This window comes from Flavobacterium antarcticum DSM 19726, assembly GCF_000419685.1.
GTDB classification, from domain to species: Bacteria; Bacteroidota; Bacteroidia; order Flavobacteriales; family Flavobacteriaceae; genus Flavobacterium; species Flavobacterium antarcticum.
Genome location: NZ_ATTM01000002.1, coordinates 176843 through 202792, shown reverse-complemented (window position 1 = coordinate 202792; position 25950 = coordinate 176843). Strand labels below are relative to the sequence as shown.

Annotated in this window: 25 protein-coding genes; 18 read left to right on the top strand and 7 right to left on the bottom strand. The window is 34.4% G+C overall.

Going from position 1 to position 25950, the window contains the following annotated elements:
- Positions 1-107 precede the first annotated feature (107 nt).
- From YWA_RS0103965 to nhaC, 4 genes are all read right to left on the bottom strand, one after another.
- Complete coding sequence (locus YWA_RS0103965; RefSeq protein WP_022827201.1) at positions 108-365, bottom strand: DUF6952 family protein; 258 nt, start codon at positions 363-365, stop codon at positions 108-110.
- A gap of 6 nt (positions 366-371) precedes the next feature.
- Positions 372-686, bottom strand: a complete 315-nt coding sequence (locus YWA_RS0103960; protein ID WP_022827200.1) for a thioredoxin family protein — start codon at positions 684-686, stop codon at positions 372-374.
- Positions 687-761: 75 nt separating this feature from the next.
- Positions 762-1400 carry a peroxiredoxin gene (locus YWA_RS0103955; RefSeq protein WP_022827199.1) on the bottom strand — a complete coding sequence of 213 codons (639 nt, stop codon included), beginning with the start codon at positions 1398-1400 and terminating at the stop codon, positions 762-764.
- 105 nt (positions 1401-1505) lie between these two features.
- Complete coding sequence (gene nhaC, locus YWA_RS0103950; RefSeq protein ID WP_022827198.1) at positions 1506-2981, bottom strand: Na+/H+ antiporter NhaC; 1476 nt, start codon at positions 2979-2981, stop codon at positions 1506-1508.
- Between the two features lie 175 nt (positions 2982-3156).
- Here nhaC and YWA_RS0103945 point away from each other — a divergent pair, with 175 nt between their 5' ends.
- Complete coding sequence (locus tag YWA_RS0103945) at positions 3157-4722, top strand: L,D-transpeptidase family protein (protein ID WP_022827197.1); 1566 nt, start codon at positions 3157-3159, stop codon at positions 4720-4722.
- A 73-nt stretch (positions 4723-4795) separates the two neighbouring features.
- On the opposite strand, the gene YWA_RS0103940 is transcribed toward YWA_RS0103945, so the two are convergent.
- Complete coding sequence (locus tag YWA_RS0103940; protein ID WP_022827196.1) at positions 4796-5998, bottom strand: aminotransferase class I/II-fold pyridoxal phosphate-dependent enzyme; 1203 nt, start codon at positions 5996-5998, stop codon at positions 4796-4798.
- Between the two features lie 157 nt (positions 5999-6155).
- On the opposite strand from YWA_RS0103940, the gene YWA_RS0103935 reads away from it, so the two are divergent.
- Positions 6156-6614 carry an Lrp/AsnC family transcriptional regulator gene (locus YWA_RS0103935; RefSeq protein WP_022827195.1) on the top strand — a complete coding sequence of 153 codons (459 nt, stop codon included), beginning with the start codon at positions 6156-6158 and terminating at the stop codon, positions 6612-6614.
- A 94-nt stretch (positions 6615-6708) separates the two neighbouring features.
- Complete coding sequence (lpdA, locus tag YWA_RS0103930) at positions 6709-8112, top strand: dihydrolipoyl dehydrogenase (RefSeq protein ID WP_022827194.1); 1404 nt, start codon at positions 6709-6711, stop codon at positions 8110-8112.
- Positions 8113-8185: 73 nt separating this feature from the next.
- Here lpdA and YWA_RS0103925 read toward each other — a convergent pair whose 3' ends face one another.
- Positions 8186-9091 (bottom strand): DUF4349 domain-containing protein, encoded by a 906-nt coding sequence (locus YWA_RS0103925; protein ID WP_026718561.1) that lies wholly within the window; start codon positions 9089-9091, stop codon positions 8186-8188.
- A 521-nt stretch (positions 9092-9612) separates the two neighbouring features.
- On the opposite strand from YWA_RS0103925, the gene YWA_RS0103920 reads away from it, so the two are divergent.
- The 15 genes from YWA_RS0103920 to YWA_RS0103850 all read left to right on the top strand — a co-directional run bounded on the left by YWA_RS0103920 (position 9613) and on the right by YWA_RS0103850 (position 25371).
- Positions 9613-10080, top strand: coding sequence for a hypothetical protein (locus YWA_RS0103920; RefSeq protein WP_022827192.1), 468 nt, complete (start codon positions 9613-9615; stop codon positions 10078-10080).
- Between the two features lie 242 nt (positions 10081-10322).
- Entirely contained in the window at positions 10323-11888 is a 1566-nt protein-coding gene (locus YWA_RS0103915) for a hybrid sensor histidine kinase/response regulator (protein ID WP_022827191.1), read from the top strand.
- Positions 11889-11901: 13 nt separating this feature from the next.
- Positions 11902-15468, top strand: coding sequence for a response regulator (locus YWA_RS0103910; protein WP_022827190.1), 3567 nt, complete (start codon positions 11902-11904; stop codon positions 15466-15468).
- Between the two features lie 19 nt (positions 15469-15487).
- Positions 15488-15853 carry a response regulator gene (locus YWA_RS0103905; RefSeq protein ID WP_022827189.1) on the top strand — a complete coding sequence of 122 codons (366 nt, stop codon included), beginning with the start codon at positions 15488-15490 and terminating at the stop codon, positions 15851-15853.
- A gap of 4 nt (positions 15854-15857) precedes the next feature.
- Positions 15858-16667 carry a CheR family methyltransferase gene (locus YWA_RS0103900; protein WP_022827188.1) on the top strand — a complete coding sequence of 270 codons (810 nt, stop codon included), beginning with the start codon at positions 15858-15860 and terminating at the stop codon, positions 16665-16667.
- Positions 16649-17230, top strand: a complete 582-nt coding sequence (locus YWA_RS0103895) for a chemotaxis protein CheB (RefSeq protein WP_022827187.1) — start codon at positions 16649-16651, stop codon at positions 17228-17230. Before YWA_RS0103900 ends, YWA_RS0103895 begins: the two co-directional genes overlap by 19 nt.
- Positions 17231-17326: 96 nt before the next feature.
- A complete protein-coding gene (locus tag YWA_RS0103890) occupies positions 17327-17863 on the top strand; it encodes a pyridoxamine 5'-phosphate oxidase family protein (RefSeq protein ID WP_022827186.1) in 537 nt (178 codons plus the stop codon).
- 140 nt (positions 17864-18003) lie between these two features.
- Positions 18004-19911, top strand: coding sequence for an acetate--CoA ligase (gene acs / locus YWA_RS0103885; RefSeq protein ID WP_022827185.1), 1908 nt, complete (start codon positions 18004-18006; stop codon positions 19909-19911).
- A 126-nt stretch (positions 19912-20037) separates the two neighbouring features.
- Positions 20038-21168: an NAD(P)/FAD-dependent oxidoreductase gene (locus YWA_RS0103880; protein ID WP_022827184.1), complete on the top strand. Its 1131-nt coding sequence runs from the start codon at positions 20038-20040 to the stop codon at positions 21166-21168.
- Positions 21165-21878 (top strand): methyltransferase domain-containing protein, encoded by a 714-nt coding sequence (locus tag YWA_RS0103875; RefSeq protein WP_022827183.1) that lies wholly within the window; start codon positions 21165-21167, stop codon positions 21876-21878. The genes YWA_RS0103880 and YWA_RS0103875 overlap by 4 nt, the downstream gene beginning before the upstream one ends.
- Positions 21875-22927 (top strand): type III polyketide synthase, encoded by a 1053-nt coding sequence (locus tag YWA_RS0103870; RefSeq protein WP_026718560.1) that lies wholly within the window; start codon positions 21875-21877, stop codon positions 22925-22927. The genes YWA_RS0103875 and YWA_RS0103870 overlap by 4 nt, the downstream gene beginning before the upstream one ends.
- A gap of 2 nt (positions 22928-22929) precedes the next feature.
- Positions 22930-23361 (top strand): 3-hydroxyacyl-ACP dehydratase FabZ family protein, encoded by a 432-nt coding sequence (locus tag YWA_RS0103865; RefSeq protein ID WP_022827181.1) that lies wholly within the window; start codon positions 22930-22932, stop codon positions 23359-23361.
- Between the two features lie 3 nt (positions 23362-23364).
- Entirely contained in the window at positions 23365-24642 is a 1278-nt protein-coding gene (locus tag YWA_RS0103860; RefSeq protein WP_022827180.1) for a beta-ketoacyl-[acyl-carrier-protein] synthase family protein, read from the top strand.
- The gene (locus YWA_RS0103855; RefSeq protein WP_022827179.1) at positions 24635-24880 is read left to right on the top strand and encodes a phosphopantetheine-binding protein; all 246 of its coding nucleotides are present in this window, start codon (positions 24635-24637) and stop codon (positions 24878-24880) included. The genes YWA_RS0103860 and YWA_RS0103855 overlap by 8 nt, the downstream gene beginning before the upstream one ends.
- Entirely contained in the window at positions 24877-25371 is a 495-nt protein-coding gene (locus tag YWA_RS0103850; RefSeq protein WP_022827178.1) for a 4'-phosphopantetheinyl transferase family protein, read from the top strand. The genes YWA_RS0103855 and YWA_RS0103850 overlap by 4 nt, the downstream gene beginning before the upstream one ends.
- On the opposite strand, the gene YWA_RS0103845 is transcribed toward YWA_RS0103850, so the two are convergent.
- Positions 25357-25950: a 3'-5' exonuclease gene (locus YWA_RS0103845; protein WP_022827177.1), complete on the bottom strand. Its 594-nt coding sequence runs from the start codon at positions 25948-25950 to the stop codon at positions 25357-25359. The two genes, YWA_RS0103850 and YWA_RS0103845, sit on opposite strands and share 15 nt — an antisense overlap.

Genomic DNA, 25950 nt, shown 5'->3' with positions numbered 1-25950 from the left:
AAATAGATTTATTTTCAAATGAAGAAACTCTTCTTTTAAATAAATCAATTTGGCACAAAAAAAACAGCATCATTTCTGATGCTGTTTTAGTTTATAAAAAAAAGCTCTTATTTATCAATAGAACCTAAAACACGTTTCATAAAAGAATTTAAAGCAATTTTTTTATCTGTTCCGTTTTTGATCATTTTATGCACCTCTAAAGCGCCGTACATATTTGAAATCAACTCACCAATGACGTCTAATTCCTCATCTTTCAAAGATGGAACTTCAGTCAATGCTTCTAAAACTTCGATTGTTTCAACCAAATAATCCTGGTCGTTCTCTTCGATAAACTGTGTTAAGTGTTTAATTACAGGTAGTTTCATGTGGCTTTAATTTGAAGAAATTTCACTTACTAATTCAGCTAAAACATCTGCTTTATTCGTTTGTGTTTCGTTTAGTAACTTTCCATTTACGAAAGTGGCAAATGTAGGTAAGTTAGAAACATTGGCTAATTTTCTTGATTCAGGCGAATTCTCCGCGTCAATTAAAACGAAAGTGATGTTTTCGTTTTCAGTAGCCATCTTTTTAAATTTTGGCTTCATGATTCTACAGTTTCCACACCATGATGCGGAATATTGTACTACCACTTTTTCATTTTTAGTGATTAAATCAGCTAAAGTATCTTCGTTTAATTCAATTAACATATCATTTGTTTTTAGTGTGAAAAAATAGAACGCCAAGTTTGAAAATTCTCACTTGGCAATTCCTACTGTTTTTTATTAGTGTGAAGCTAAATAAGAAGCCGTACTGTTTCTGTCAGCACTCATTGCATCTTTACCTTGTTCCCAGTTTGCAGGACAAACTTCACCTTTTTCTTGAACGTGTGTGTAAGCATCTACTAAACGTAAATATTCGTTTACATTTCTACCTAACGGCATGTCGTTTACACTTTCGTGGAAAATTTTTCCTGTTTCGTCAACTAAGTAAGTAGCTCTGTACGTTACGTTAGAACCTTCCACCATTACTGAATCTGTAGTTTCATCGTAAGACGTAGATTCGATGTCTAGAATTCCTAGAATGTTAGACAAGTTACGGTTTGTATCCGCAAGAATTGGGTAGGTAACGCCTTCAATTCCACCGTTGTCTTTTGCAGTGTTCAACCAAGCAAAGTGCACTTCGTTTGTATCACAAGAAGCACCAATTACCATTGTATTTCTTTTTTCGAATTCAGGCAAAGCAGCTTGGAACGCGTGTAATTCTGTTGGACAAACGAAAGTAAAATCTTTTGGGTACCAAAACAAAAGTACTTTTTTGTTGTTGTTTACTGCTTCTTCAAAAATATTGATTTTCATGTTATCTCCCATTTCAGAAATCGCGTCTACTGCAATACTTGGGAATTTTTTTCCTACTAATGACATAAATATAAGTTTAAGTGTTATTATTTTCTGATGCAAATATACCACGGATATAAAGTACCTACAATCAATTTTAATTATATCTTTCTATATAGCAATAGTATTTGGCTATTTTGTATCTGAAAGTTGTTTAATTTTAATCCTGAAAGCCGCATAAATCAACGTCATGAAAGGACTTATAATATTGAAGAATGCATAAGGCAAATAACTAAAAGTGGTAACGTCTAAAACACCCGCATGATACGCTCCACAAGTATTCCACGGAATTAATACAGAGGTAACAGTTCCTGAATCTTCTAAAGTTCGGCTTAGATTTTCGGGAGCAAGACCTTTCTCTTTGTAGGCTTTAGCAAACATTTTACCAGGAACTACAATGGCTAAATATTGGTCTGAAGCGGTCAAGTTCAACGCCAAACAACTTACCACTGTACTTGCAAACAATCCAAAGACAGTGTGAAACATTTTCAATAATGAATCAGTTATTCGCGCTAATGCACCAATAGCTTCCATAATTCCACCAAAAACCATCGCACATAAAATCAGCCAAACAGTTCCTAACATGCCTTGCATTCCTTTTGCAGTAAATAAATCATTCAACACTTTATTACTCGTTTCAATTGAAGTGTCTACTGTTATTGCATTCATCACTCCTTTATATCCGTTCACAAAATTTAGTTCGGTTCCTCCGCCAATTTTTGCTACTAAATCCGGTTGAAAAATTAAAGCAAATACACCTCCTAATAATATACCGACTAATAACGCGATAAGTGGTTCTGTTTTTTTTACGATCAAAACAATCACCAAAACGGGTACAATAAATAAAAGTGGAGTGACATTAAACGTTTCTTTTATGGCTGCCAAAGTGGTTCCGTCGTTCGCCATTAGACTTGTGTCCTGCATCAAACCAAGAATTACAAATAGAATTAAAGTAATTGCCATCGTAGGAACTGTAGTAATTGTCATGTACCGAATATGCGTAAATAAATCTGTTCCTGCCATTGCAGGTGCTAAATTAGTGGTGTCAGAAAGCGGAGAAAGTTTGTCGCCAAAATAAGCACCAGAAACAACAGCTCCAGCAACCATTCCAAGCGGCATTCCCATGGTAGAGCCAATTCCAATTAAAGCAATTCCTACCGTTGCAGAAGTAGTCCAGGAACTTCCTGTAGCAATTGAAATAATCGAACAGATGATGACACAAGCGGGAAGAAATATGGATGGATGTAAGATTTGCATTCCGTAAAAAATCATCGTTGGAATGATACCACTTAAAAGCCAAGTTCCGGACAAAGCACCCACCATTAGTAGAATTAATATCGCGCCAGCTGTAGATTTGATGTTTTCCGAAATCTCCTCAATCATTTTTGAATAAGTGATTTTATTTCGGAAACCAACGATTGCAGCGACAGCAGCTCCAATTATTAATGCAAACTGATTGGGACCAGAAGTAGCGTCACTTTCGTAAATATAAACATTATAGCCTAGGATTGCGATCAGTACAACAATGGGAATCAGTGCTTCCCAAATGGAAAGATATTTATTCGTAATAATTCGTTCGTCTGCATGATTCAGGCTATTTTGATCCATATAGTTATTTTAAATGACGTTGCAATATAATGAAAAAAGAAGAAAATTGTATAACACCATATTCATTTAAGAGTCGGAACATTGTAAGGTGAAAATTAAATGAATTTTTGTGAAAAATAATTCCTGAAATTCAAGAATTTAAACAATTTAAATACCCTTACTTAAAACGAAAACTATGAAAAACATCAAAAACAAAATGCTGATTGGGCTTTTTAGCTTATTCATTGTTGCAGCTTCTTGTAAAAAGAAGACGGACGGAGTCATCACTCCTGAAGATAGAATTGCATTTGACAGTGCAAAATTAGAAACTTTTTTTAAGTCGCATCCCGATTTCAAAAAATACGAAAAGGACATTAATGAACTGTACAATAAAGAAGATTTCCATTACGTATGGTACGATAAAGACGGTCGAGTGGACTTTGCCGAAGTACTTTATGGAAAACTAAATGAAATCAAAGAAGAAGGTGTTGTGGTAAAAATGCCATATAAAGCGGAGTTGGATGAATTGTTTTCTTCAAAAAGCGGCGACAAATCAACTTTAGAAAATGACTTATTGGTGAGTGCGATGTATTTTTATTATACCAATAATGTTTTAGCTGGTGTCGATACTAAAACGAGTAAAAAAACAGGTTGGTACTTGCCGCGTCCTAATGTTTCGTATGTTGATTATTTGGCGGAACTAATGAAAGATCCTGAGAAATTAGAAAAAGACGAAGCAGAAAACTTTAGTCAATATTATTTATTGAAAAAAGGATTGAAACGTTACCAAGATATTCAAGCAAAAGGAGGTTGGGGAAAAGTTGACTTTCCAGCAAATGTAAAAACGTTGAAAGAAGGGGATTCTGCGGTTGCAATTGCTCAAATCCGCAAAAGATTGTTTATTACAGGAGATTTGACAAATGACAATGGAAAAAAGGTATTCGATAGTGAATTGAAAGACGGTTTAGCAAAATATGAAACACGTCACAATCGTAAAGTCGATAACATTATTACCGCAACATTAGCAAAAGAATTAAGTATTCCTGTTGAAGACCGAATTAAAACGATTATCGTGAATATGGAACGTTGCAGATGGATTGATCCTGAAATCATGAATTCACCGGAATTAGTTGCCGTTAATATTCCTTCGTATAAATTGAATTATATGAAAGATGGAAAAACGGTTTTAGAATCGAATGTTGTAGTAGGTAAGGAGTTGAATAAAACCGTAGTTTTCAGTGGAAAAATGAGTTATATCGTTTTCTCACCGTATTGGAATATCCCAAAAAGTATTATTGAAAAAGAAATCAAACCGGGAATGGAAAAGAATCCTAATTATTTAGAAAGTAAAAACATGGAATGGAACGACGGAAATGTCCGTCAAAAACCAGGAAATGCAAATTCTTTAGGTTTGGTGAAATTTATGTTTCCAAATTCAAACAACATTTACTTACACGATACACCTTCTAAAAGTTTGTTCAACAAAGAAAGTCGTGCTTTTAGTCATGGTTGTGTTCGTGTGGAAAAAGCCAGAGATTTGGCCATTGCCATAATGGATGAGCAAAATAAAATGAGTACTTCTCAGATTGATGCGGCAATGAATGCGGGAACCGAACAAAGCGTTTCTTTAAAACGGAAGATTCCAGTTTACATTTCGTACTTCACCGCTTGGGCTGATAAAAACGGTAACGTGAATTTTTATGAAGATGTGTACAATAGAGACAATCGTTTAGCACAATTGTTGTATACGACCAAGAAATAAATAGTAATATAGTAATGAGAAAGCCGTTTGAAGTTAAATTCAAACGGCTTTTTTTATGAAAAAAAATTATTAATTAAAGCACTGAAACGTCTTTCATACATTGATGCATCATTTCGAATGTACGTTTGATGTCGTTGTCTAAACCAATTGAAAAACGAATTAAACCATCGGTCAATCCCATTTCTTTTTGTTCCTTCATTGGAATTTCGCTTGACGTAGAAGAACCTGGAGCGCTAAATAATGTTTTGTAAAAGCCTAAACTTACTGCTAAATAACCCAAGTTTCTTTCTTGCATCAATTCCATCAAAGCGTTTGCTTTTTCTAAACTTCCTGCATCAATCGTCATCATTCCTCCAAAACCATATTCTGGATTAATCATTCCTTTATACAATTCGTGAGATGGGTGACTTTTCAAACCTGGATAAACCGTTTTCAATCCTAATCCTTCAAATTTCTCTGCTAAATATTGCGCGTTGAAACTGTGTTGTTTCATACGTAAATGCAAAGTTCTCAAGTTTTTCATCACACTTGCAGAACGCATACTGTCCATTGTTGGCCCTAAAAGCATACTTGCTCCAGAGTTGACATTTTTCAAATCATTGATGAACTCTTGTGAAGCACAAACTACACCACCCACTGTATCGCTACTTCCGTTGATGTATTTTGTCAAACTGTGAATTACGATATCAGCACCAAACTGAACAGGCGTTACTGATAAAGGCGAAAACGTATTGTCAACTACTAATTTTAAGTTGTGTTTCCTAGCGATTTTTGATAAACCCGCTAAATCAGCCACTTCTAATAATGGATTAGAAACCGTTTCACAATACAAAACTTTCGTTTCAGGCGTAATTGCAGCTTCAACAACGTCTAATTTCGTAATGTCCACAAATGCAGTTTTAACGCCAAAACGAGGCGCTAAATTTTTCAAAAACGCATAAGTTCCACCATAAATAGTTCTGCTTGAAACGATGTGATCACCGTTTCCGCATAATTGCAATAGAGTAGGAGTAATCGCACCCATTCCTGAAGCGGCAACGTTTGCAGTTTCCGTTCCTTCCATTGCTGCAAGGGCTCTGTCTAAATATAAATTGCTTGGTGAAGAGTGACGGGAATACAAGTAACAACCTTCTGCATTTCCTTCAAAAGTATCAAACATTGTTTTTGCCGAAAGGAATGTGTACGTGGAAGAATCTGAAATAGATGGATTTACGCCGCCAAATTCACCAAAATATTGTAAATCTTGAATGTTGTCTGCAGGATTGAAATTACTCATAATTGTTTTGTTTTAAATTCAATTCAAAAAAACAGATTTCGAAACGATTAAACAACATAACTATAAAAATTTAGATTTTAGAACTGGGTATTTTTATTTATATAGATTTATTTTAAGGTAAATCGATAAAAATTGTATTTTTGGTGAAAACTATTTTATGAATTTTGATGCAATTGACACCAAATTATTAGAATTATTGCAGAATGATGCAAAGCAAACTACGAAACAACTGTCTTTAAAATTGAATCTATCGGTTACAGCTGTTTATGAACGGATTAAGAAACTGGAACGCGAAGGAGTTATTGAAAAACAGGTGGTTTTGCTAAATAGAAACAAAATCGGGAAAGCGTTTGTCGTTTTTTGTCATTTGAAATTGATGCAACATACGAAAGAGTTTATTTCACAATTTGAAAGAGAAGTGGTTAAACTAAATGAAGTCTTGGAATGTTTTCACGTTAGTGGCGACTACGATTATATTTTAAAAATTTGCGTCGAAAATATGGAAGAATACCGTGAATTTATGGTGACAAAATTGACTACTTTGCAACATATTGGAAGTACACACAGTACATTTATGATTGGAGAAGTTAAAAACACTACTGTTTACACACTTTAAAATCAGCTGTAAAAGTTCAAATTAAACAAGTCTTAAACAAAAAAACTTCCGTAAATTTGCGTTGAAAAATTTAAACACACAAAAACAATATATCATGAGTTCATTTGACGTAGTCATTATTGGTTCAGGTCCTGGTGGATATGTATCAGCTATTCGTTGTGCACAATTGGGTTTCAAAACCGCAATTATTGAAAAATATTCCACTTTAGGAGGAACTTGCTTAAATGTAGGATGTATTCCTTCGAAAGCACTGTTGGCTTCTTCGCATCATTATGCTGAAATTAAACATTTTGCAGATCACGGAATCGAAGTGACTGGAGAAGTAAAGGTGAATCTTCAAAAGATGATTGATAGAAAGCAAGCCGTTGTAGATCAGACAAGTGGTGGTGTTAAGTATTTAATGGATAAAAACAAGGTGACCGTTTTTGAAGGAACAGGTTCTTTTGAAGATGCAACGCATGTTAAGATTGATAAAAATGATGGTTCTTCGGAAGTTATTGAAGGAAAAAACATCATAATCGCTACAGGTTCTAAACCGGCAAATTTACCTTTCATTACTTTAGACAAAGAACGAGTAATTACTTCTACGGAAGCATTAAAGCTTCCTGAAGTTCCTAAGCACCTTATCGTTATTGGTGGTGGGGTTATTGGAATTGAATTAGGTCAAGTATATTTACGATTGGGGGCACAAGTTTCTGTAGTAGAATATTTAGACCGCATTATTCCTGGAATGGACAGCTCACTCTCAAAAGAATTAACAAAAGTGTTGAAGAAACAAGGAATGAAATTTTATGTTTCGCACAAAGTACAATCTGTTGAAAGAAACGGCGATGCTGTAACTGTGAAAGCAGAAAATGCAAAAGGCGAAACAATTTCTTTAGAAGGTGATTATGCTTTAGTTTCTGTGGGAAGAAAACCATTTACAAACGGTTTGAACGCTGAAAAAGCGGGTGTGAAAATCACTGACCGAGGAATGGTGGAAGTAAACGACCATTTACAAACAAATGTTTCAAATATTTATGCAATTGGTGATGTAGTTCGTGGCGCAATGTTGGCACACAAAGCCGAAGAAGAAGGTACGATGGTTGCTGAACTCATCGCAGGACAAAAACCACATATTGATTACAATTTAATTCCTGGAGTCGTTTACACATGGCCAGAAGTCGCTGCAGTGGGTAAAACTGAAGAGCAATTGAAAGAAGCAGGTGTAGACTATAAAGCAGGAAGTTTTCCATTCAAAGCATTAGGTAGAGCGAGAGCTGGAGGCGATTTAGACGGATTTGTAAAAATTCTTGCTGATAAGAAAACCGACGAAGTTTTAGGCGTTCACATGATTGGAGCTCGTTGTGCAGATTTAATTGCAGAAGCAGTTACTGCAATGGAATTTAAAGCATCAGCTGAAGATATTTCTAGAATGAGTCATGCTCATCCAACATTTGCAGAAGCGATAAAAGAAGCGGCTTTAGCAGCAACTGATAATAGAGCTTTGCACGTTTAGTAAAATAAATTTCAATAATTTAAATCCCAAATTCCAAACTGTTGATAGTTAGAATTTGGGATTTTTTATGGTGTTATTCTTTTTTTGTTTTCAATCTTTTGTAACCAAAATATCCAAGGAATCCAAAAAGCAGTATTGGCCAAATTAAAACGATGAATGATATTATATTTTCAAGCATAAACCAACCCGTTTTTAAACTATCTAGAAGTTGTAATCCAATATTTGGTCGGTAGGAATTGATGCTTTTTTCATTCGCTACCATTTCTTGAGTGATGCTTTCATCTTGATAAATATTTAAGGTAATTGTGCTGAAATCAACTTGATCTTTTAAGGATAGATTTTGAATTTTAGCAGCATCATTTTGCTCCTTTTTATCAGTCAAATTTTCTTCTGCATCAGTAATGTTCTTTAATTTTTTACCTTTATTATCAATCGCATTTTCCAATCTCTTTTCTGATAAATGGCTTCTTTTTTGTGCCATTTCATTCGAAAGCATTGTTAAAGAAACGTCGTCTGCTTTAATTACTCTATAATTTAAAAAATGAATCTGCTTCGAAATCGTTTTGAGCAGGGTGTCAAGTTTAGTATTGGGAACACGAATGGTAATATTATTTTCAACTTTATATTTCGTAGAAACTAAAGTACTGTCAGGACTTATTTTAGTTTGGTTCTCACTGTAAATATTGCTTTCCAAATTAGTGTAAGTAACGTATCCGCCAAATTTTGAAGTGGCATCTTCAATTGCATAAGTGGTTTTCGCAACGCTTTTGACTTTAAATTTTACATCGGCAGTTCTAATAAATTTACGACTGCTGTTTTTATCAACTTTAGCCGCCGAAGAGGAAAGATTACTGGCGCTTTCAACAGATTCCATTTGATCTTGCATCGAAGAATTTTCCGCTGATTCAGGACCTTGTTTGCAAGCAAATAAAATGGTGAATAATACAGCTACCCACATAATTTTAATATGATTTTTCATAAACGTTTACTTTTTAGATTAATATATCAATAATCAGAAAATTAAAATTTCTGCAGAAAGTATTTAATTTAAGGTTTATTTAACTAATGAATGTGCGACTAAAAAGCGTGCCAATTAATTTGAATATAATAATCTTAATAGTTTCCCATATAACTAATGTGTCTATTCGATTACTATTTAAAGAAAAATAATATTTAAAAAAAAATCCTCGTTTAATTCTAGTTTGATATTAAGAGTGTTGGCTAAAATGAATTCGTAAATTGAAAACCGCATTTCGTAAACTAATATTGGGTATTCATCTGTTTTAACAGTTTGAAGCACAGGCAATTTGTATCTTAGCTCAGTAAGCGCATTTTTAGAATATTTAATTGTACGTAGTAGCCCCAAAATACGTCATTCTACTTATTGAACTACTTAATTACTTCATATAATTTTGAAGAAAATCAATAAGTACGAATTATTAGAATGTAAAAATGGGTTTTGCAACAGCCATCTGAAAATTATTTTAAAATACACCAGCTATGATACAATTACAATACACAGGACAAAACTACGCCATACGGAAAGCTGTTAAGAAAGCAAATGAAATTTTGCAAAGTTCCGCATTTTATGATAAAGTAGCGGCATTACCTCAAATGTCGAATACGGACTTGTCGTCAAGAGAAATCGCCACCATTTTACAGGAAAGTAAGCAATCAATTTTAGTGGGAACCTATTGGAATCCATTCAGTACAAGAACTAAAATTGAAAAGCCGTGTTTGTTTAAAGTCAACACCTATAAAATGAGCAGAATTACTGCTTTTGCAGTCAATATGCTCATCAACGAATCCATCTTGTCTCTGGCAACAAAGTGTGAAGGCTTGTGTTTTGAAGAAACCGTTTACGAAGAAATGGAAAACCCAAATGTTTTTCCTTGGCGGATCGGTGAAATAGCTGAAATCCTGACGAGAAAAAATAAACTACGAACGTTACAAGCACAATATCAGTAATTTTTGCCAAGTAAATCAAAACAGGTTTTATTTTTATGAAAGGTTTTTAATTTGACGTATTTTTTCACTATTTTTGGATGTGAGTAAAATATACCTTTATTTTAAATAATTAGATCTAAACAACAACAATCGCTTTGTGCTTTTTAGTGCAGAAGCGATTTTTTTTACTTTATTTAATTCGTTTTGGTACATTGTTGCCTATTTTAATTCTCTACGAGAGCTAATTAATGTAAATTATTATTATGATACTGATTGTTGATGACATTGATGCTAACCTGATTGCTTTGCAAAAAACGCTTGAAGTGCATCGGCTGAAAGTAGAAACAGCAAATTCAGGTGAAGAAGCGCTAAAGAAAATCCTGAAGTTTGATTACTCTTTAATTATTTTAGACGTTCAAATGCCAGGAATGGATGGTTTTGAAGTGGCTGAAATTTTGGCACAAAGTAATCGAACAAAAGACATTCCCGTGCTTTTTTTATCGGCAATAAGTAAAGAAAAAAAATACATTTCCAGAGGATATGCATCTGGTGCGGTTGATTACATCACGAAACCAGTTGATCCGGATTTATTGATTTTAAAAGTAAAATCTTTCTTAAAGATTTCTGAACAACAACAAGAGTTAAAACGCATTCAAGAAATGCTTTTTAAGGAAGTCGAAATCAGAAAAGCAGCTCAGGAAAAACTATCTGAAGAAATGCATCAACTTCAGTTTGTGCTTGAATCAGTACCACAGATGGCTTTTGTACTTTCAAAAGATGGTGCTTTAGAGTATGTAAACAAGCAATGGTCTGATTATTCAAATGATGTGAATCAGTTTCCAACTAAACATCCAGATGACTCAGAAATTTGGAATAAGTGGAAGCAACATTTGATGCAAGGAAAAGAATTTCAGTCGGAAATAAGATTGCAACATTTATCTTCAAGTGAATACCGCTATTTTATGATGAAAATTGTTCCAATCCAACCTTCCGGATCCATTACGAAATGGGTAGGAACCTTTACAGACATTCACCAGCAAAAAATAACGAATGAAAGTTTGGAAAAAATGGTGCTCAAACGCACGAAAGAATTAACCATAAAGAATGAAGATTTAGAATTCAGTAACCACGAATTACAACAATTTGCTTGGGTAGTTTCGCACGATTTAAAAGAACCCATACGAAAAATTGAGATGATTGTAAAGATGATCAAAGACCGCTTTATTGAAAAAGACAGTCCAGCAGTTGATTATATTGATCGTGCGGTAAATTCAGCGCGTAGAATGCGGTTACTTATTGACGATTTGCTTGTGTATGCAAGATTATCGGCTCAAGTTGATTGTGAACCTACGGACTTAAATGTAGTTATAAAGGAAGTTCTGGACGACTTAGATGCTGAAATGCATCCCAAACAGCCTACAATTACAGTCGCAATTCTGCCGGAAATAATGGGTATTCCAAGTCAATTACGCCAAGTATTTCAAAATTTAATTGGGAACGCACTCAAATTTACAAAACCTGGAGTTCCACCCATAATTTCGGTAACTTGGCAACAAATTGCTGACAGATCAATTGACAGTCCGGAAGATCCTAACGGTAAATTTTGTAAAATAATTGTGACAGACAATGGAATTGGATTTGACGAAAGTATGTTGCACAAGATTTTTATCATCTTTCAGAGTTTGAATAACCGACAAGTCTACGAAGGAACGGGAATAGGATTGGCTATTGCCAAAAAAATAATAGAGAAACACAACGGAATAATTACGGCTAAAAGTAAAATCGACGAAGGATCAAGCTTTATAGTAATTTTACCGTTAAAAAAATAATACGCACATTTCCATGGAAAGTAATTTTAGAAGGAATCTAATTGTAAGCTCTACAATATCGGTTGTAATCTTAATCATAAGTTCAACGGCTTCATTTTTAAGTATTAACAGTTTATTAGAAAGTAACTCGCTGGTAAACCATACTCAAAAAATCATTTATCACTTGAATGATTCGCAACGTATTGTCCTTGATGCTCAAGGCGGAGTACGAGGCTATATGGTTACAGGAAATGATATGTTTTTAAATCGTTATTTACAAAGTAGTGTGGTGCTGGACAATGTTGTAAAAGATTTAGAAGTACTTACTGCTGGAAATACCGTGCAACAATCTCATATAAGGGCAATTAAGACAGAACAACAAAAGTTTTACAACTATTTAAAAGAGAAAGTTTATTTAAAAAGGCAAGGCGTTCCCATTGGTTCTGAAGATTTAAATCAAGGAAAAGCCATCATGGATGATCTTCGTAATTTGTATAATAAAATGGAAAACGAAGAGCTTGCATTATTAAAAGCTCGGACAGACAAATCTAAAGATTACGGCGTTTACAGCAGTATTTTAATTATACTTGCCGCATTAATTGCAATAACACTTAGTGTTTTGTTTTTTGTTAGAATTTTAAATGATTTCAAGAAAAGAGCGTTATTAACTAGAATGCTAGAAGACAGTGATCGTGAAACTGCCCGTCGGATCAATATGGTTAGTGTTGCCGCTGATAAAATTTTGAAAGGTGATTACTCTATTAAAGTAGAAGGCCACGATGGAGATTTAGGAAGTATAGGTGTTTCGTTAAATTTAATGAGTGAGTCTCTGCAAACCAATTTTGACGAGCTTGCAAGTAAAGAGTGGATTAAAAGCGGTATTGCCGAGTTGAACAAAGTAATGATCGGCGAAAAAGATTTATATGTTTTAACAAAAGATATAATAAATTACATCTGCGAATATACAGGAAGTAGTGCAGGAATTTTTTATTTATCGGAAAAAGACGGTCTATTTGCTGCATCAGGATTCAGTTATATTCCAGATAGTTCAAGAGAACGATTAAAATTTGGAGAAGGCTTAACAGGTCAAGCGGCAGTTTCTCGAAAGATGATCGAACTGCAGTCGTTTGATGAAGAAAATGTCCGAATTACGTATGCTTTAGGCGAAATTAAACCAAAACACATTCTTGCATTCCCAATAATAGATGGTTTTGTGGCAGGTGTAATTGAATTAGCATCGCTAAGAAAATATACAGATTTGGAAATCGATTTTTTAAATAGTGTTGCCAATAATATTGCGATTGCCATTAAAGCTGCTGAAAACAGAAAACGTGTTCAGGAATTATTGGAAGAAACAGAAGCTCAATCTGAAGAGTTAAAAGCACAACATTCTGAATTAGAAGGAATGAATGCGGAACTTGAAGCTCAAACTGAAAAGTTACAAGCCTCCGAAGAAGAGTTGAGAGTGCAACAAGAAGAACTGCAGCAGACAAATGAAGAATTGACGGAACGAGGTGTTTTACTGGAACAACGGAATGTAGAAATTCAAAAAAAATCAGAAGATTTAGAGTTGACCACACGTTATAAGTCGGAATTTTTAGCAAATATGTCGCACGAATTACGAACACCGTTAAACTCCATTTTGCTTCTGAGTCGATTATTATCCGAGAATAACGATAAAAACATGAATCCTGAACAAGTTGAATTTGCAACTGTAATTCAAAGTTCAGGAAATGGATTATTAGGATTGATTGATGAGATCTTGGATTTATCAAAAATCGAAGCAGGAAAAATGGACTTGGAAATTACCGATATTCTTGTAAACGACATTGGTACGAATTTGCATAATTTATTCAACATTGTAGCGAAGGAAAAGAAGATTGATTTAACAATAACTACTACTCAAGCACCGATTTTAATAAAATCAGATCAAGTGCGACTGGAGCAGATTCTGAAAAATTTAATTTCCAATGCAATAAAGTTTACAACTGAAGGTTCCGTTACGGTGGATATTGTAAAAGTAAAGAACGAAAAAAATAAAGTTGCATTTATTGTAAAGGACAGTGGAATCGGAATTCCATTAAAAAAACAACCATTAATATTTGAAGCGTTCCAACAAGCTGATGGTTCTACAAAACGCAAATATGGAGGAACAGGACTTGGCTTGTCCATTAGCCGCGAATTGTCAAAATTACTTGGGGGTGAAATTAAATTAAGTAGTGAAATTAACGTAGGAAGTACATTTACATTGACAATACCTATTAGTCCTTCTTCACACAAATCAACGGCCGATCAAAATTTAGAGGAAGAAGAATATACCTTAGAAGAGCGAGAAAACGAATTGCGTTCTAAAAAATTAGAAGATCGTGGAAAATACATTAGCAATGTAATTCCCGAAGCTATTCCGGACGACAAAGAGTCAATTACGGAAGCTGATAAGGTTATTTTAATTGTGGAAGACGACGTTAATTTTGCCAAGTCATTGCTTGAATTTACAAGAGCAAGAGGTTACAAAGGAGTGGTAACTGTTCGAGGTGATTATGCTTTAAACTTAGCATTAACCTACAAACCTTTGGGTGTTTTATTGGACATTCAATTGCCAATTAAGAGTGGTTGGGAAGTAATGGATGAATTAAAAGCGAATCCGCTTACAAAACATATTCCTGTACACATTATGTCTTCACACAAATTGAAGCAAGAAAGTTTACTAAAAGGAGCCGTTAACTTTTTAGATAAACCAGTTGCTTTTGAAAAACTACCGGAAGTATTTAAAAAGATTGAGCATTATGTAAATCGTGAAAGTCAAAAAGTGCTAATCATTGAAGACAACACAAAGCATGCAAAAGCATTGTCGTCATTCTTAGAAAGTAACAGCATCAACTCTGACATCAAAAGCAAGATCGAAGATGGAATCGAAGCGCTACAAAAGCCAGAGGTGGATTGCGTCATTTTAGATATGGGAATTCCCGACAAACACGCTTACGAAATATTAGATAATATCAAAAAGAATAAAGCATTTGAAAACTTACCCGTTATTGTTTTTACCGGAAAAAGTTTATCGATGATTGAAGAGCAAAAAATACGAAAATATGCAGATTCAATTGTTGTCAAAACAGCGTATTCATACCAGAGAATGTTAGACGAAGTTTCCTTATTTTTACACTTAATGGAGGATGGCAAACAAGACAATATTAAAAAACTTAATAAGGTTAATAATCTATTGCACGGAAAAACAGTTTTAGTTGTTGATGATGATGTTCGTAATATTTATTCATTAACAAAAGCGTTAGAGTCTGTAAAGATGAAAGTTGTAACTGCAATAGACGGGAACGAAGCCATAAAAGCAATGCATGAAAATAGCAATATTGATGTTGTTTTACTTGATATGATGATGCCTAACATGGATGGATATGAGACTGCTACGGTTATCCGTAAAAATAAAGAATGGAAAAACTTACCTGTTATCGCAGTTACGGCTAAGGCAATGACTGGCGATCGTGATAAATGCATTAATGCTGGTGCTTCTGACTATATTACAAAACCTGTAGATGTAGATCAGTTGCTGTCTTTGTTACGAGTGTGGTTGTACGATAAAGTTTAAAATTTAATAAATTATTTAAATGAACCGGAAAAAGGTGTTAATTATTGATGATGATTCTCGAAATATTTTTGCATTAACGGCAACGTTAAAATCAAGATCATTCGAGTGTATTTCTTGCTTAAGTGCTCCCGAAGCTATAGAACTTTTGCAGAAACAAAAAGACATCGATATCATATTAATTGATATGATGATGCCTGAAATGGATGGTTATGATGCTATTCCATTAATTAAAGAATTGCCCGATTATAAACAAGTACCTGTCATTGCAGTTACAGCTCAAGCGATGACGGGAGACAGAGAAAAATGTATAGAAGCAGGAGCCGATGATTATATTTCTAAACCTATAAATGTTGACAAGTTGATGCTTGTTCTTAATCAGTTGTAAACTTATGTTGGAAGACCGCGAAATAGCCATTTTAATTGAGGAATTATACAAATACCACGGATACGATTTCAGTGGTTATTCCGCGGCGTCTTTTCGCAGACGAGTCGATCGCTTGTATCAAATGGACGGATTCGAGAATTTTACTGAATTACTATCCAAAGCGCGATCTGATGAAGAATATTTCAAGCACATGATTGAAGAAATTACCGTCAACGTGACTGAAATGTTCAGGGATCCTACATTTTATAAAACACTACGAACTGAAATATTACCTACATTAGCAACTAAACCCTTTATAAGGATTTGGCACGCAGGATGTTCCACTGGCGAAGAGGTTTTTTCCATGGCAATCTTGCTTAAAGAATTAAATTTACTGCATAAGTCGTTACTGTATGCGACTGATTTAAATCCTGCTGTTTTGGATGTGGCTAAAAAAGGTCTTTTTCCGTTGCGAACGATTCAACAGTATGCAGAAAATTATAGAATTGCAAGTGGCAAAAATGATTTTTCAGACTATTACACAGCAAATTATGGTTATGCGAAATTTAGTGATGAATTAATCAGTCGAATGGTTTATTCACAACACAACCTGATTACAGACGGTTCATTTAATGAGTTTGACTTGATTTTATGTCGTAATGTGCTGATTTATTTTGACAACGATTTTCAAAGGGTCGCTTTAGAATTATTCGATGAAAGTCTATCTAAATTGGGGTACTTAGCTTTAGGAACAAAAGAAACGATTAAGTTTTCATCAATTCAACATCGATTTAAACAACTTGATAAAGAAAAAATATGGAAGAAAATGATCTAAAAAAACACTGTAAAGTACTCCTTATCGGGGGTTCAGCTGGAAGTTTAGAAGTTTTAATGGCTATCCTTCCAAATTTAAAGCCTATTATTAACTTTGCAATAGTGGTTATTCTACATCGAAAAAGTGCAGAAGATTCTACTTTAGAAAATCTAATTGCTATGAAATCTACAATTCCGGTGGCACAAGTAGAAGATAAAGAAGTACTTAAATCAGGTTTTATTTATGTCGCGCCTTCCGATTACCACCTTTTATTTGAAAAAAATAAACAATTATCGCTTGACGTTTCTGAAAAAGTGAACTACAGTCGACCAAGTATTGATGTATCATTCGAATCTGGTGCTATTGCTTTTGGAAAAAAATGTACCGCTATTTTACTTTCAGGTGCTAATGCTGATGGAACAGAAGGTTTGAAAGCCATTCAAAAAGCAGGAGGAATTGTGATTGTACAAAATCCGGAAAATGCCGCAATGCCATTTATGATTCAAAGTGTACTTTCCACAATGACACCCAATCATATAATGGAAGTGGACGAACTATTAGACTATATTAACAAAATACAGTAGTCTTACTGTTCAAAATTCAGATCTTAAACATTTTACCTCAAATTATATAAGACCTAACACTTAAAATAGGCTTAATTTTAATAAAAAAATAAAGCTATGAATAGTATTGACAAAAATCAGAAAGAAAAAAACCTAGAAGACTTAATTGGTAAAGAAGGTGTTGAAAAAATTAAAGAATTGGTAGATAAAGCAGATACCTGTCTTTTCTGTACCGCAATTGAAACCAACAAAGCATTTGAAACTAGACCAATGGCTCAGCAAACCGTTGATGATAATGGTCATATTTGGTTCTTGAGTGCCAAAGACAGTCATAAAAATTTAGAATTACAAGAAGATCCAAAAGCGCAACTTTTATTTCAAGGTTCTTCATTCAGTAACTACCTTTCCCTTTATGGTCGCGTGATTATTTCGCAAGACAAAGCTAAAATTCATGAATTGTGGCAACCTACAATGAAAACGTGGTTTACTGAGGGTGAAGATGATGCGAGAATCACAGTTTTACAATTTATTCCTACCGAAGGATATTATTGGGATACTAAAAATGGAATTGCTGTGGCAACTGCAAAACGTCTTTTTGGCGCAATTGTTGGAGAAACCTACGACGATTCAATACAAGGAACTATTAAAGTATAATAGTCTCCGATCCTAAATCTACAAAATGTCTTAATTAGAAATAAATAGGACATTTTTTTTATGTCGAATTTTAATTGATGTAATTGTGCAGTGAAATCTGTTTTGGTATATTTACAAGATTAATAAATGCATACCAAATTATGAGCTATTACAAAATTGACAGTCTAGAACAATATTTCAAGCACTACAATAAATCGATTCGTGAACCTCGAAAATTTTGGGGAAAAATAGCAGAGGAAAACTTCACTTGGTACCAACAATGGGATAAAGTGGTCGATTTTAATATGGAAGAAGCAGATATTAAATGGTTTTCTGGAGCCAAAGTGAATATAGTAAAAAACGCCGTAGATCGTCACCTTAATAAACGAGGTACTAAAACAGCCATTATTTTTGAGCCGAATAATCCGGAAGAACAAGCACAACATATAACTTACAATGAACTTTACGTTCGTGTAAATAAAATGGCCAATGTGCTTCTAGACCAAGGAATTAAAAAAGGAGATCGCGTGTGTATTTATTTGCCAATGATTCCTGAATTGGCCGTTGCAATTTTAGCTTGTGCCCGAATTGGTGCAATTCATTCCGTAGTTTTTGCTGGTTTTTCATCCAATGCAATTGCCTCAAGAATTAATGATTCTGAATGTAAAATGGTAATTACTTCTGACGGCGGTTACCGCGGAAATAAAACGATTGAACTTAAAAGTATCGTAGATGAAGCGTTGAAGTCTTGTCCGTCAATCGAAAAGGTTTTGGTTGTAACACGAACTAATTCGGAAGTTTACATGCAAGAAAACCGTGACTTGTGGCTACAGCCTCTTTTAGAAAATGCATCTGAAAATAATGTTGCACAAATTATGGACGCCGAGGATCCACTTTTTATTCTCTATACTTCCGGTTCTACAGGGAAACCAAAAGGAATGGTGCACACGATTGCTGGATATATGGTGTACACAGCTTATACTTTTAAAAATGTTTTCAATTACGAAGAAAACGATATTTATTGGTGTACGGCTGATATTGGTTGGATTACCGGGCATTCGTATATTTTATACGGTCCATTATTGAATGGCGCGACAACCGTAATTTTTGAAGGTGTTCCTTCTTATCCAGACCACAGTCGATTTTGGGAAGTGATTCAAAAACATCATGTTACGCAATTTTATACAGCGCCAACAGCAATTCGTGCGTTGGCGAAGGAAAGTTTAAATTTTGTGGAACGTTTTAAGCTAGATTCGCTAAAAGTAATTGGATCCGTTGGAGAACCCATTAACGAGGAAGCTTGGCACTGGTACAACGACCACGTAGGAGGAAAACGGTGTCCACTAGTTGATACGTGGTGGCAAACAGAAACCGGAGGAATTATGCTTTCGCCAATTCCTTTTGTAACGCCTACAAAACCAACGTACGCAACTTTGCCACTTCCAGGAATTCAACCCGTATTGATGGACGATAAACGGAACGAAATTGAAGAGAATCAAGTGTCCGGTAGTTTGTGTATTAAGTTTCCTTGGCCAGGAATTGCTCGAACGATTTGGGGTGATCACCAGCGGTACAAAGACACTTATTTCAGTGCTTTTCCAGGAAAATATTTTACGGGAGATGGTGCTTTGAGAGATGAAGTAGGCTATTACAGAATTACAGGTCGTGTTGATGATGTAGTAATTGTTTCCGGTCACAATCTTGGAACAGCACCAATTGAAGATGCGATTAACGAACATCCAGCGGTTGCAGAAAGTGCAATTGTAGGATTTTCACACGACGTAAAAGGAAACGCACTTTACGGTTTTGTAATGCTAAAAGAAACAGGAGAAGGTAGAAATCAAGATAATTTGAGAATCGAAATTAACCAAATGATCGCTTCCCAAATTGGACCTATTGCGAAGTTAGATAAAATTCAGTTCGTTTCTGGTTTACCAAAAACGCGTTCTGGAAAAATTATGAGACGAATTTTAAGAAAAATAGCAGAAGGTGATTTTGCAAGTTTCGGAGATACTTCTACGTTATTAAATCCGGAGATTATTGACGAAATTAAAGATGCAAAACTTTAAAAAATATATATGAATGAAGACTCCTTATGATAAGGAGTTTTTTTTGTTTCAAATATTCAAATACTATAAAATTTATAGCTAATTTGTGAACTGTTGATGACTTGCTTTTCCTATATTTACTAAAATATGAAAGTTCCAATTCTCATTCTAGGTGGCGGTTTAGCGGGATTAACGGCTGCAATTCATTTATCCAAAATGGGACATGAAATAACAGTTGTTGAAAAAAGTGAATACCCCAAACATAAAGTGTGTGGCGAATACATTTCCAACGAAGTGGTCGACTACTTTAATTGGCTTGGACTGCAGCATGTTTTGGCACAAAGCCATCCCATTCATAATTTTAGATTAGAAATTGATGAATCAAATGTGTCCGAAGTGAAATTACCGCTAGGAGGTTTCGGAATAAGTCGGTATTCGCTAGACGATTTATTGTATCAAAAAGCAAAAGAACAAGGCTGTCAGTTTATTCACGAAGCAGTTGTAAGTGTAAAGTTTATAGATGATTTATTTCATATTATTTTAACTTCAGGTTTAGAGATTGAGACTCCAATCGCAATTGGAAGTTTCGGAAAGAGAAGCACTATTGATGTCCATTTACAGCGGGATTTTATTCAGAAAAAAGCACATTGGCTTGCCGTAAAAGCACATTACGAAGGTTTATTTTCTGATAATCTTGTTGGTTTATATCCATTTCAAGGAGGATATTGTGGCGTTTCTAAAGTTGAGCAAAATAGACTGAATATTTGTTATATTGTGCAAACGGACGTTTTTAAAAAATATAAAAACATCTCTGATTTTACTGAAAATGTTCTTTTTGAAAATAAAGGTTTGAAAAAAATTATGAGTGAATCAAAATCCGTTTTTGAAATGCCCTTAACAATTAGTCAAATTTCATTTGATGATAAAAAAGCAGTGGAAAATCATGTTTTGATGATTGGTGACGCCGCCGGATTAATTCATCCTTTATGCGGAAACGGAATGGCAATGGCAATTCACAGTGCTAAAATTGTTTCCGAATTGGTTCATAAATCATTAAATAATCAGACATTTAGCAGAGGAACGTTGGAACAAGACTATCAGAAAATTTGGAATACTACCTTCAAGAACCGTTTAAATACAGGAAAAATGCTTTCAAAATTATTACTGAATCCCTCTTTAACGAAAGTCAGTTTGAAAACGGTCGCTAAAATTCCATTGTTATTTAAATATATAATCAAAAAAACGCACGGCAACCCAATTACGATTTCAATTTCATGAGCATTAATACTAAATACCGTACGGACGAACCTGAAATAATGGACGACTTTTCGCTCGAAGGCGACGAATTGAGAGACGCTCTAGATAAAATTGCAAAAATCAACCAGCTATTAGGTGGAAATAAATTGACATTGAACGGTTTGAAAATTTTTTTAAGCAAGAAAGATAAAAATCGTTTGCTTACCATAATCGATGTAGGTTGCGGAAACGGAGATATGTTGCGAAAGATCGCTGATTTTGGAAATGAAAATGGATATAATTTTAATTTAATTGGTATAGATGCAAATGCTTTCACTATAAATCACGCCATAACATTATCTACTAAATATCAAAATATCAGCTATTTATGTGAAGATATCTTTACAATCGATAGTACAAAAATAAAATGCGACGTTATTTTATGTACGTTAACGTTGCATCATTTTAAAGACGATGAAATAATCGAAATTCTAAATGTTTTTAAAAAAGCAGCTAATTTAGGAATTGTAATAAATGATTTACAAAGAAGTGCAATCGCTTACCGATTGTTTCAGTTATTATGTGTAACTTTTCGATTGAACAAAATGTCGCGTGAAGACGGGTTAATTTCTATTTTAAGAGGTTTTAAAAAGAAAGAATTAATTGCATTTTCAGAAAAATTAAATTTTAAATATTATACTATTCAATGGAAATGGGCTTTCCGTTACCAATGGATTATTCAAAATATATGAGTGTAAAAATTGTACAAGTTGCCAAGCAATTGCCGAAATATTCAAGAACTACTGCCGAAATAATTCCGTTTTTAGATGTTTGGCTCCAAGGCCAAGACGAACGTTTTATACGAAAAGTAAAGAAGATTTTTGAAGGAGCTGCAGTAGACAAACGCTATTCTATTATGGATCCCGTAGAGGTTTTTACGGCGACTTCATTTGAAGAAAAAAATGATATTTATGCGAGAGAAGTTACGATTTTAGGCGAACAAGTTTTACAAAAAGCCTTGGAAAAAGCAAATTGGAAAGGCGAGGAATTGGATTACATCATCACGGTCAGTTGTACCGGCATTATGATTCCATCCTTAGATGCTTATCTAATCAATAAACTGAAATTACGACAAGACATTGTCCGACTTCCGGTGACGGAAATGGGTTGTGCAGCAGGAATTTCAGGCATAATTTACGCTCAAAATTTTCTTAAAGCAAATCCAAATAAAAAAGCGGCTGTTATTGCCGTTGAAAGTCCGTCTGCTACTTTTCAATTGAATGATTTTTCGATGCCAAATATTGTAAGTGCTGCTATCTTTGGAGATGGAGCTGCTTGCGTTTTATTGTCTTCAGACGAAAATGACGAAGGTCCAACAATTATTGATCAGGAAATGTATCATTTTTATGATAACGAACACATGATGGGATTCAAATTGACGAATTCCGGACTGCAAATGATATTAGATATTGAAGTTCCAAACACCATCGCATCCCATTTTCCGGATATTATTCATCCTTTTTTAGCAAAAAATAATTTAAAAATTGAAGAGATTGACCACTTAATATTTCATCCAGGAGGAAAGAAAATTGTTCAAACCGTAGAAGAATTATTTTCTGATTTGGGAAAAAATATTGATGCAACCAAAGAAGTTTTGAGGTTGTACGGTAATATGTCAAGCGCGACCGTTTTATATGTTTTAGAACGAATTATGGACGAAAAACCGAACAAAGGAGAAAAAGGTATTATGTTGAGTTTTGGACCAGGATTTTCAGCGCAACGTGTTTTATTAGAATTTTAAAGATGACAAATCAAGAAATTTTAGATAATTTACCTTATTCAAAACCTTTTCATTTTGTGGACGAAATTGTTTCCATATCCGAAAATGGAGTAGAAGGCACTTACTTTTTTGATGAAACATTAGACTTTTATAAAGGACATTTCAAACATAATCCTGTAACTCCAGGCGTTATTTTGACAGAGACAATGGCACAAATTGGAGTGGTTAGTTTAGGGATTTATTTGCTAAATAATAAGTTTAGTAAAAATAGTGTAATAGCTTTGACATCAAGTGAAATAGAGTATTTAAAACCTGTTTACCCAAATCAAAAAGTGAAAGTGATTTCTGAAAAAATATACTTCAGATTTAATAAATTAAAGTGCAAAGTTTCGATGGTCAACGAAGCAAGCGAAGAAGTGTGTCGTGGTACAATAGCAGGAATGATAATTTCGTAAAAAATGAAAAGAAGAGTCGTTATTACAGGAATCGGAATTGTGGCTCCAAATGGGGTCGGGAAAGAAGCATTTCGTATTGCTTTAGAAAATGGCGATTCAGGAATAATGTTCGATGCTCAATTAGCAGATTTGAAATTTTCGTGTACCGTTTCAGGAAAACCGCAATTAACAGATGAGTATATCAGTACCTTTTTTACGGATTTAGAACTCAGAAATTTTAATGCTTCGGGCATTTTATACGGTGTAATTGCTGGAATGCAAGCTTGGAAAGATGCGGGACTACCGATATCTTCCGCTGAAAAACCGGATTGGGATAGTGGAACCATTTTTGGCTCCGGCACTTCTGGAATAGATAAATTTAGAGAAAGTATTTATAAAATTGACGATTTGCAAACACGTCGTTTGGGAAGTACGGTTGTGGCGCAAACCATGAACAGTGGCGTGAGTGCTTTTCTAGCAGGAAAATTAGGTTTAGGGAATCAAGTGACGACCAATTCTTCCGCGTGTACAACGGGAACCGAAAGTCTATTAATGGCTTTTGAACGTGTTCAATCAGGGAAAGCAGTACGAATGTTAGCAGGAAGTACGAGCGATTCTGGACCTTATATTTGGGCAGGTTTTGATGCAATGAAAGTGTGTACTTTTAAGCACAATGAAAATCCCGAACAAGCGTCAAGACCAATGAGTGCATCAGCGTCTGGTTTTGTTCCTTCAAGTGGTGCAGGAGCATTTATTGTCGAAGATTTAGAAACGGCCTTAGCTAGAAATGCTACGATTTACGCGGAAATTCTTGGTGGAAATGTCAATTCTGGCGGTCAAAGAGGTTCAGGAACAATGACTGCCCCAAATGCAGAAGCCGTTCAGAAGTGCATTAAAAATGCTATCCTAGATGCTGGAATTGAAGCAATTGAAATTGACGTTATTAATGGTCATTTGACTGCAACTTCTAAAGACGCGTTGGAAATTGAAAATTGGACTATTGCATTAAATAGAAGTGGAAGCGATTTTCCCTACATTAATTCTCTAAAAGGAATGGTGGGTCATTGTTTGTCAGCCGCGGGAAGTGTTGAACTTGTTGCTTCTATTTTAGAAATTCACCATCAATTTATTTTTCCATCAATCAATTGTGCTGACTTAAATCCGGAGATTTTAAAACTAATTACGGCAGAAAAAATACCACATGAAACAATTTATCAACCGATTGAAATCTTAGCAAAAGCGAGCTTTGGATTTGGAGACGTGAACGGTTGTGTAATCTTAAAAATATATAAGAATGAATAAAATAGACCAATTAAAGGAAATTATTAAACCTTATGTTCCAAATAGGGAACGGCTTGAACATCTGACTCCTGAAACTGATTTTATTAAAGATTTAGCGATAAATTCGGCTAATTTGGTTGATATTATTTTAGATATCGAAGAGCAATTTGAAATCACAATAGACAACGATGGTATGGAAAAAATGATGGATGTGAAATCTGCCTTAGCTATTATTGACGAAGAGTTAGCTAAAAAATGATTGGGAACGACATTGTAGATTTGCAACTGGCTAGCGTCGAAAGCAATTGGCGGAGGCCAAAATTTCTAAATAAAATTTTCACTGGAGATGAACAAGATTTTATAAAGCAATCCGCTAATCCTGAAATCGAAATTTGGAAATTGTGGAGTAGGAAAGAGGCAGCCTATAAAATCTATAATCGGGAAACAGGAATTCGGGGTTTTTTTCCGTGGAAATTAGCATGTAGTTTGGAAGAAAATGATATTGCAAGGAATAGTGGAGTAGTAGCGATCAATGCAAAACAGTATTATACCAATACAGAAATTACTGAAAATTATATTTATACGATTGCTGTAAATTCAATTTTAAATTTTGAAAAAATTACTGAAGTACATCAGCAGCAAAAAATTATTAAAATTAATGGAATACCTTTTCTTGAAAATTACTTACAACCACTATCTATTACGAATCACGGCCGGTTTGAACGAAAAATTACTTTAATCGATTCGTAGGTATTTTTTCAATTTCAAAAAACACAGTCCCATTGCATACGCTTCTTCAATAGTTGAATCGGTATCGTTTTTAGGTAATTTTAAAGCTTGTGCAATTTCTTCAATGGTGAACTTCTTATCATCGCTGGATTCTTTCCATTTTTTGAACATAATTTCTAAATCAAACGCTTCGTTCCGGAGCTTTCCACAATCCATTTTTTCTAAGCCGACATAAATTATTTCCAAATCAAAATCGACACGATGACCGATGATGGTTGCGTTTCCGATGTATTCAACTAGTTTTTGTAAACCTTCCGATTGAGGTGATTTAGGCATTTTAGACTCAATAATAAACTCATTAGAAAAACCATTATCATGATTGTAAATGTATTGCAGCAGAATAATTTCAAATGAATCTCTAATCACCAACTCATTATTAACAACCGCGACGCATCCAATAGTCAAAATCACATCTTTCTGTGGGTTTAATCCAGTTGTTTGAACGCTTAAAGTAACGTAACGTGCTGATTTTTCTTCTTGCAGTTGCAAATAAGTGTTCCAAAATTCAGGATATTTTTTATTTTTTAACCAGTCAAGCAT

Coding starts and splice junctions, on each gene's coding strand:
- YWA_RS0103875 (WP_022827183.1), top strand. CDS start 21,165: ATGAGCATTAATACTAAATACCGTACGGACGAACCTGAAATAATGGAC.
- YWA_RS0103880 (WP_022827184.1), top strand. CDS start 20,038: ATGAAAGTTCCAATTCTCATTCTAGGTGGCGGTTTAGCGGGATTAACG.
- acs (WP_022827185.1), top strand. CDS start 18,004: ATGAGCTATTACAAAATTGACAGTCTAGAACAATATTTCAAGCACTAC.
- YWA_RS0103960 (WP_022827200.1), bottom strand. CDS start 686: ATGTTAATTGAATTAAACGAAGATACTTTAGCTGATTTAATCACTAAA.
- YWA_RS0103905 (WP_022827189.1), top strand. CDS start 15,488: ATGAACCGGAAAAAGGTGTTAATTATTGATGATGATTCTCGAAATATT.
- YWA_RS0103920 (WP_022827192.1), top strand. CDS start 9,613: ATGATACAATTACAATACACAGGACAAAACTACGCCATACGGAAAGCT.
- YWA_RS0103870 (WP_026718560.1), top strand. CDS start 21,875: ATGAGTGTAAAAATTGTACAAGTTGCCAAGCAATTGCCGAAATATTCA.
- YWA_RS0103940 (WP_022827196.1), bottom strand. CDS start 5,998: ATGAGTAATTTCAATCCTGCAGACAACATTCAAGATTTACAATATTTT.
- YWA_RS0103910 (WP_022827190.1), top strand. CDS start 11,902: ATGGAAAGTAATTTTAGAAGGAATCTAATTGTAAGCTCTACAATATCG.
- YWA_RS0103850 (WP_022827178.1), top strand. CDS start 24,877: ATGATTGGGAACGACATTGTAGATTTGCAACTGGCTAGCGTCGAAAGC.
- lpdA (WP_022827194.1), top strand. CDS start 6,709: ATGAGTTCATTTGACGTAGTCATTATTGGTTCAGGTCCTGGTGGATAT.
- YWA_RS0103845 (WP_022827177.1), bottom strand. CDS start 25,950: ATGCTTGACTGGTTAAAAAATAAAAAATATCCTGAATTTTGGAACACT.
- YWA_RS0103915 (WP_022827191.1), top strand. CDS start 10,323: ATGATACTGATTGTTGATGACATTGATGCTAACCTGATTGCTTTGCAA.
- YWA_RS0103945 (WP_022827197.1), top strand. CDS start 3,157: ATGAAAAACATCAAAAACAAAATGCTGATTGGGCTTTTTAGCTTATTC.
- YWA_RS0103925 (WP_026718561.1), bottom strand. CDS start 9,091: ATGAAAAATCATATTAAAATTATGTGGGTAGCTGTATTATTCACCATT.
- YWA_RS0103935 (WP_022827195.1), top strand. CDS start 6,156: ATGAATTTTGATGCAATTGACACCAAATTATTAGAATTATTGCAGAAT.
- YWA_RS0103965 (WP_022827201.1), bottom strand. CDS start 365: ATGAAACTACCTGTAATTAAACACTTAACACAGTTTATCGAAGAGAAC.
- YWA_RS0103900 (WP_022827188.1), top strand. CDS start 15,858: ATGTTGGAAGACCGCGAAATAGCCATTTTAATTGAGGAATTATACAAA.
- YWA_RS0103955 (WP_022827199.1), bottom strand. CDS start 1,400: ATGTCATTAGTAGGAAAAAAATTCCCAAGTATTGCAGTAGACGCGATT.
- YWA_RS0103865 (WP_022827181.1), top strand. CDS start 22,930: ATGACAAATCAAGAAATTTTAGATAATTTACCTTATTCAAAACCTTTT.
- YWA_RS0103895 (WP_022827187.1), top strand. CDS start 16,649: ATGGAAGAAAATGATCTAAAAAAACACTGTAAAGTACTCCTTATCGGG.
- nhaC (WP_022827198.1), bottom strand. CDS start 2,981: ATGGATCAAAATAGCCTGAATCATGCAGACGAACGAATTATTACGAAT.
- YWA_RS0103860 (WP_022827180.1), top strand. CDS start 23,365: ATGAAAAGAAGAGTCGTTATTACAGGAATCGGAATTGTGGCTCCAAAT.
- YWA_RS0103855 (WP_022827179.1), top strand. CDS start 24,635: ATGAATAAAATAGACCAATTAAAGGAAATTATTAAACCTTATGTTCCA.
- YWA_RS0103890 (WP_022827186.1), top strand. CDS start 17,327: ATGAATAGTATTGACAAAAATCAGAAAGAAAAAAACCTAGAAGACTTA.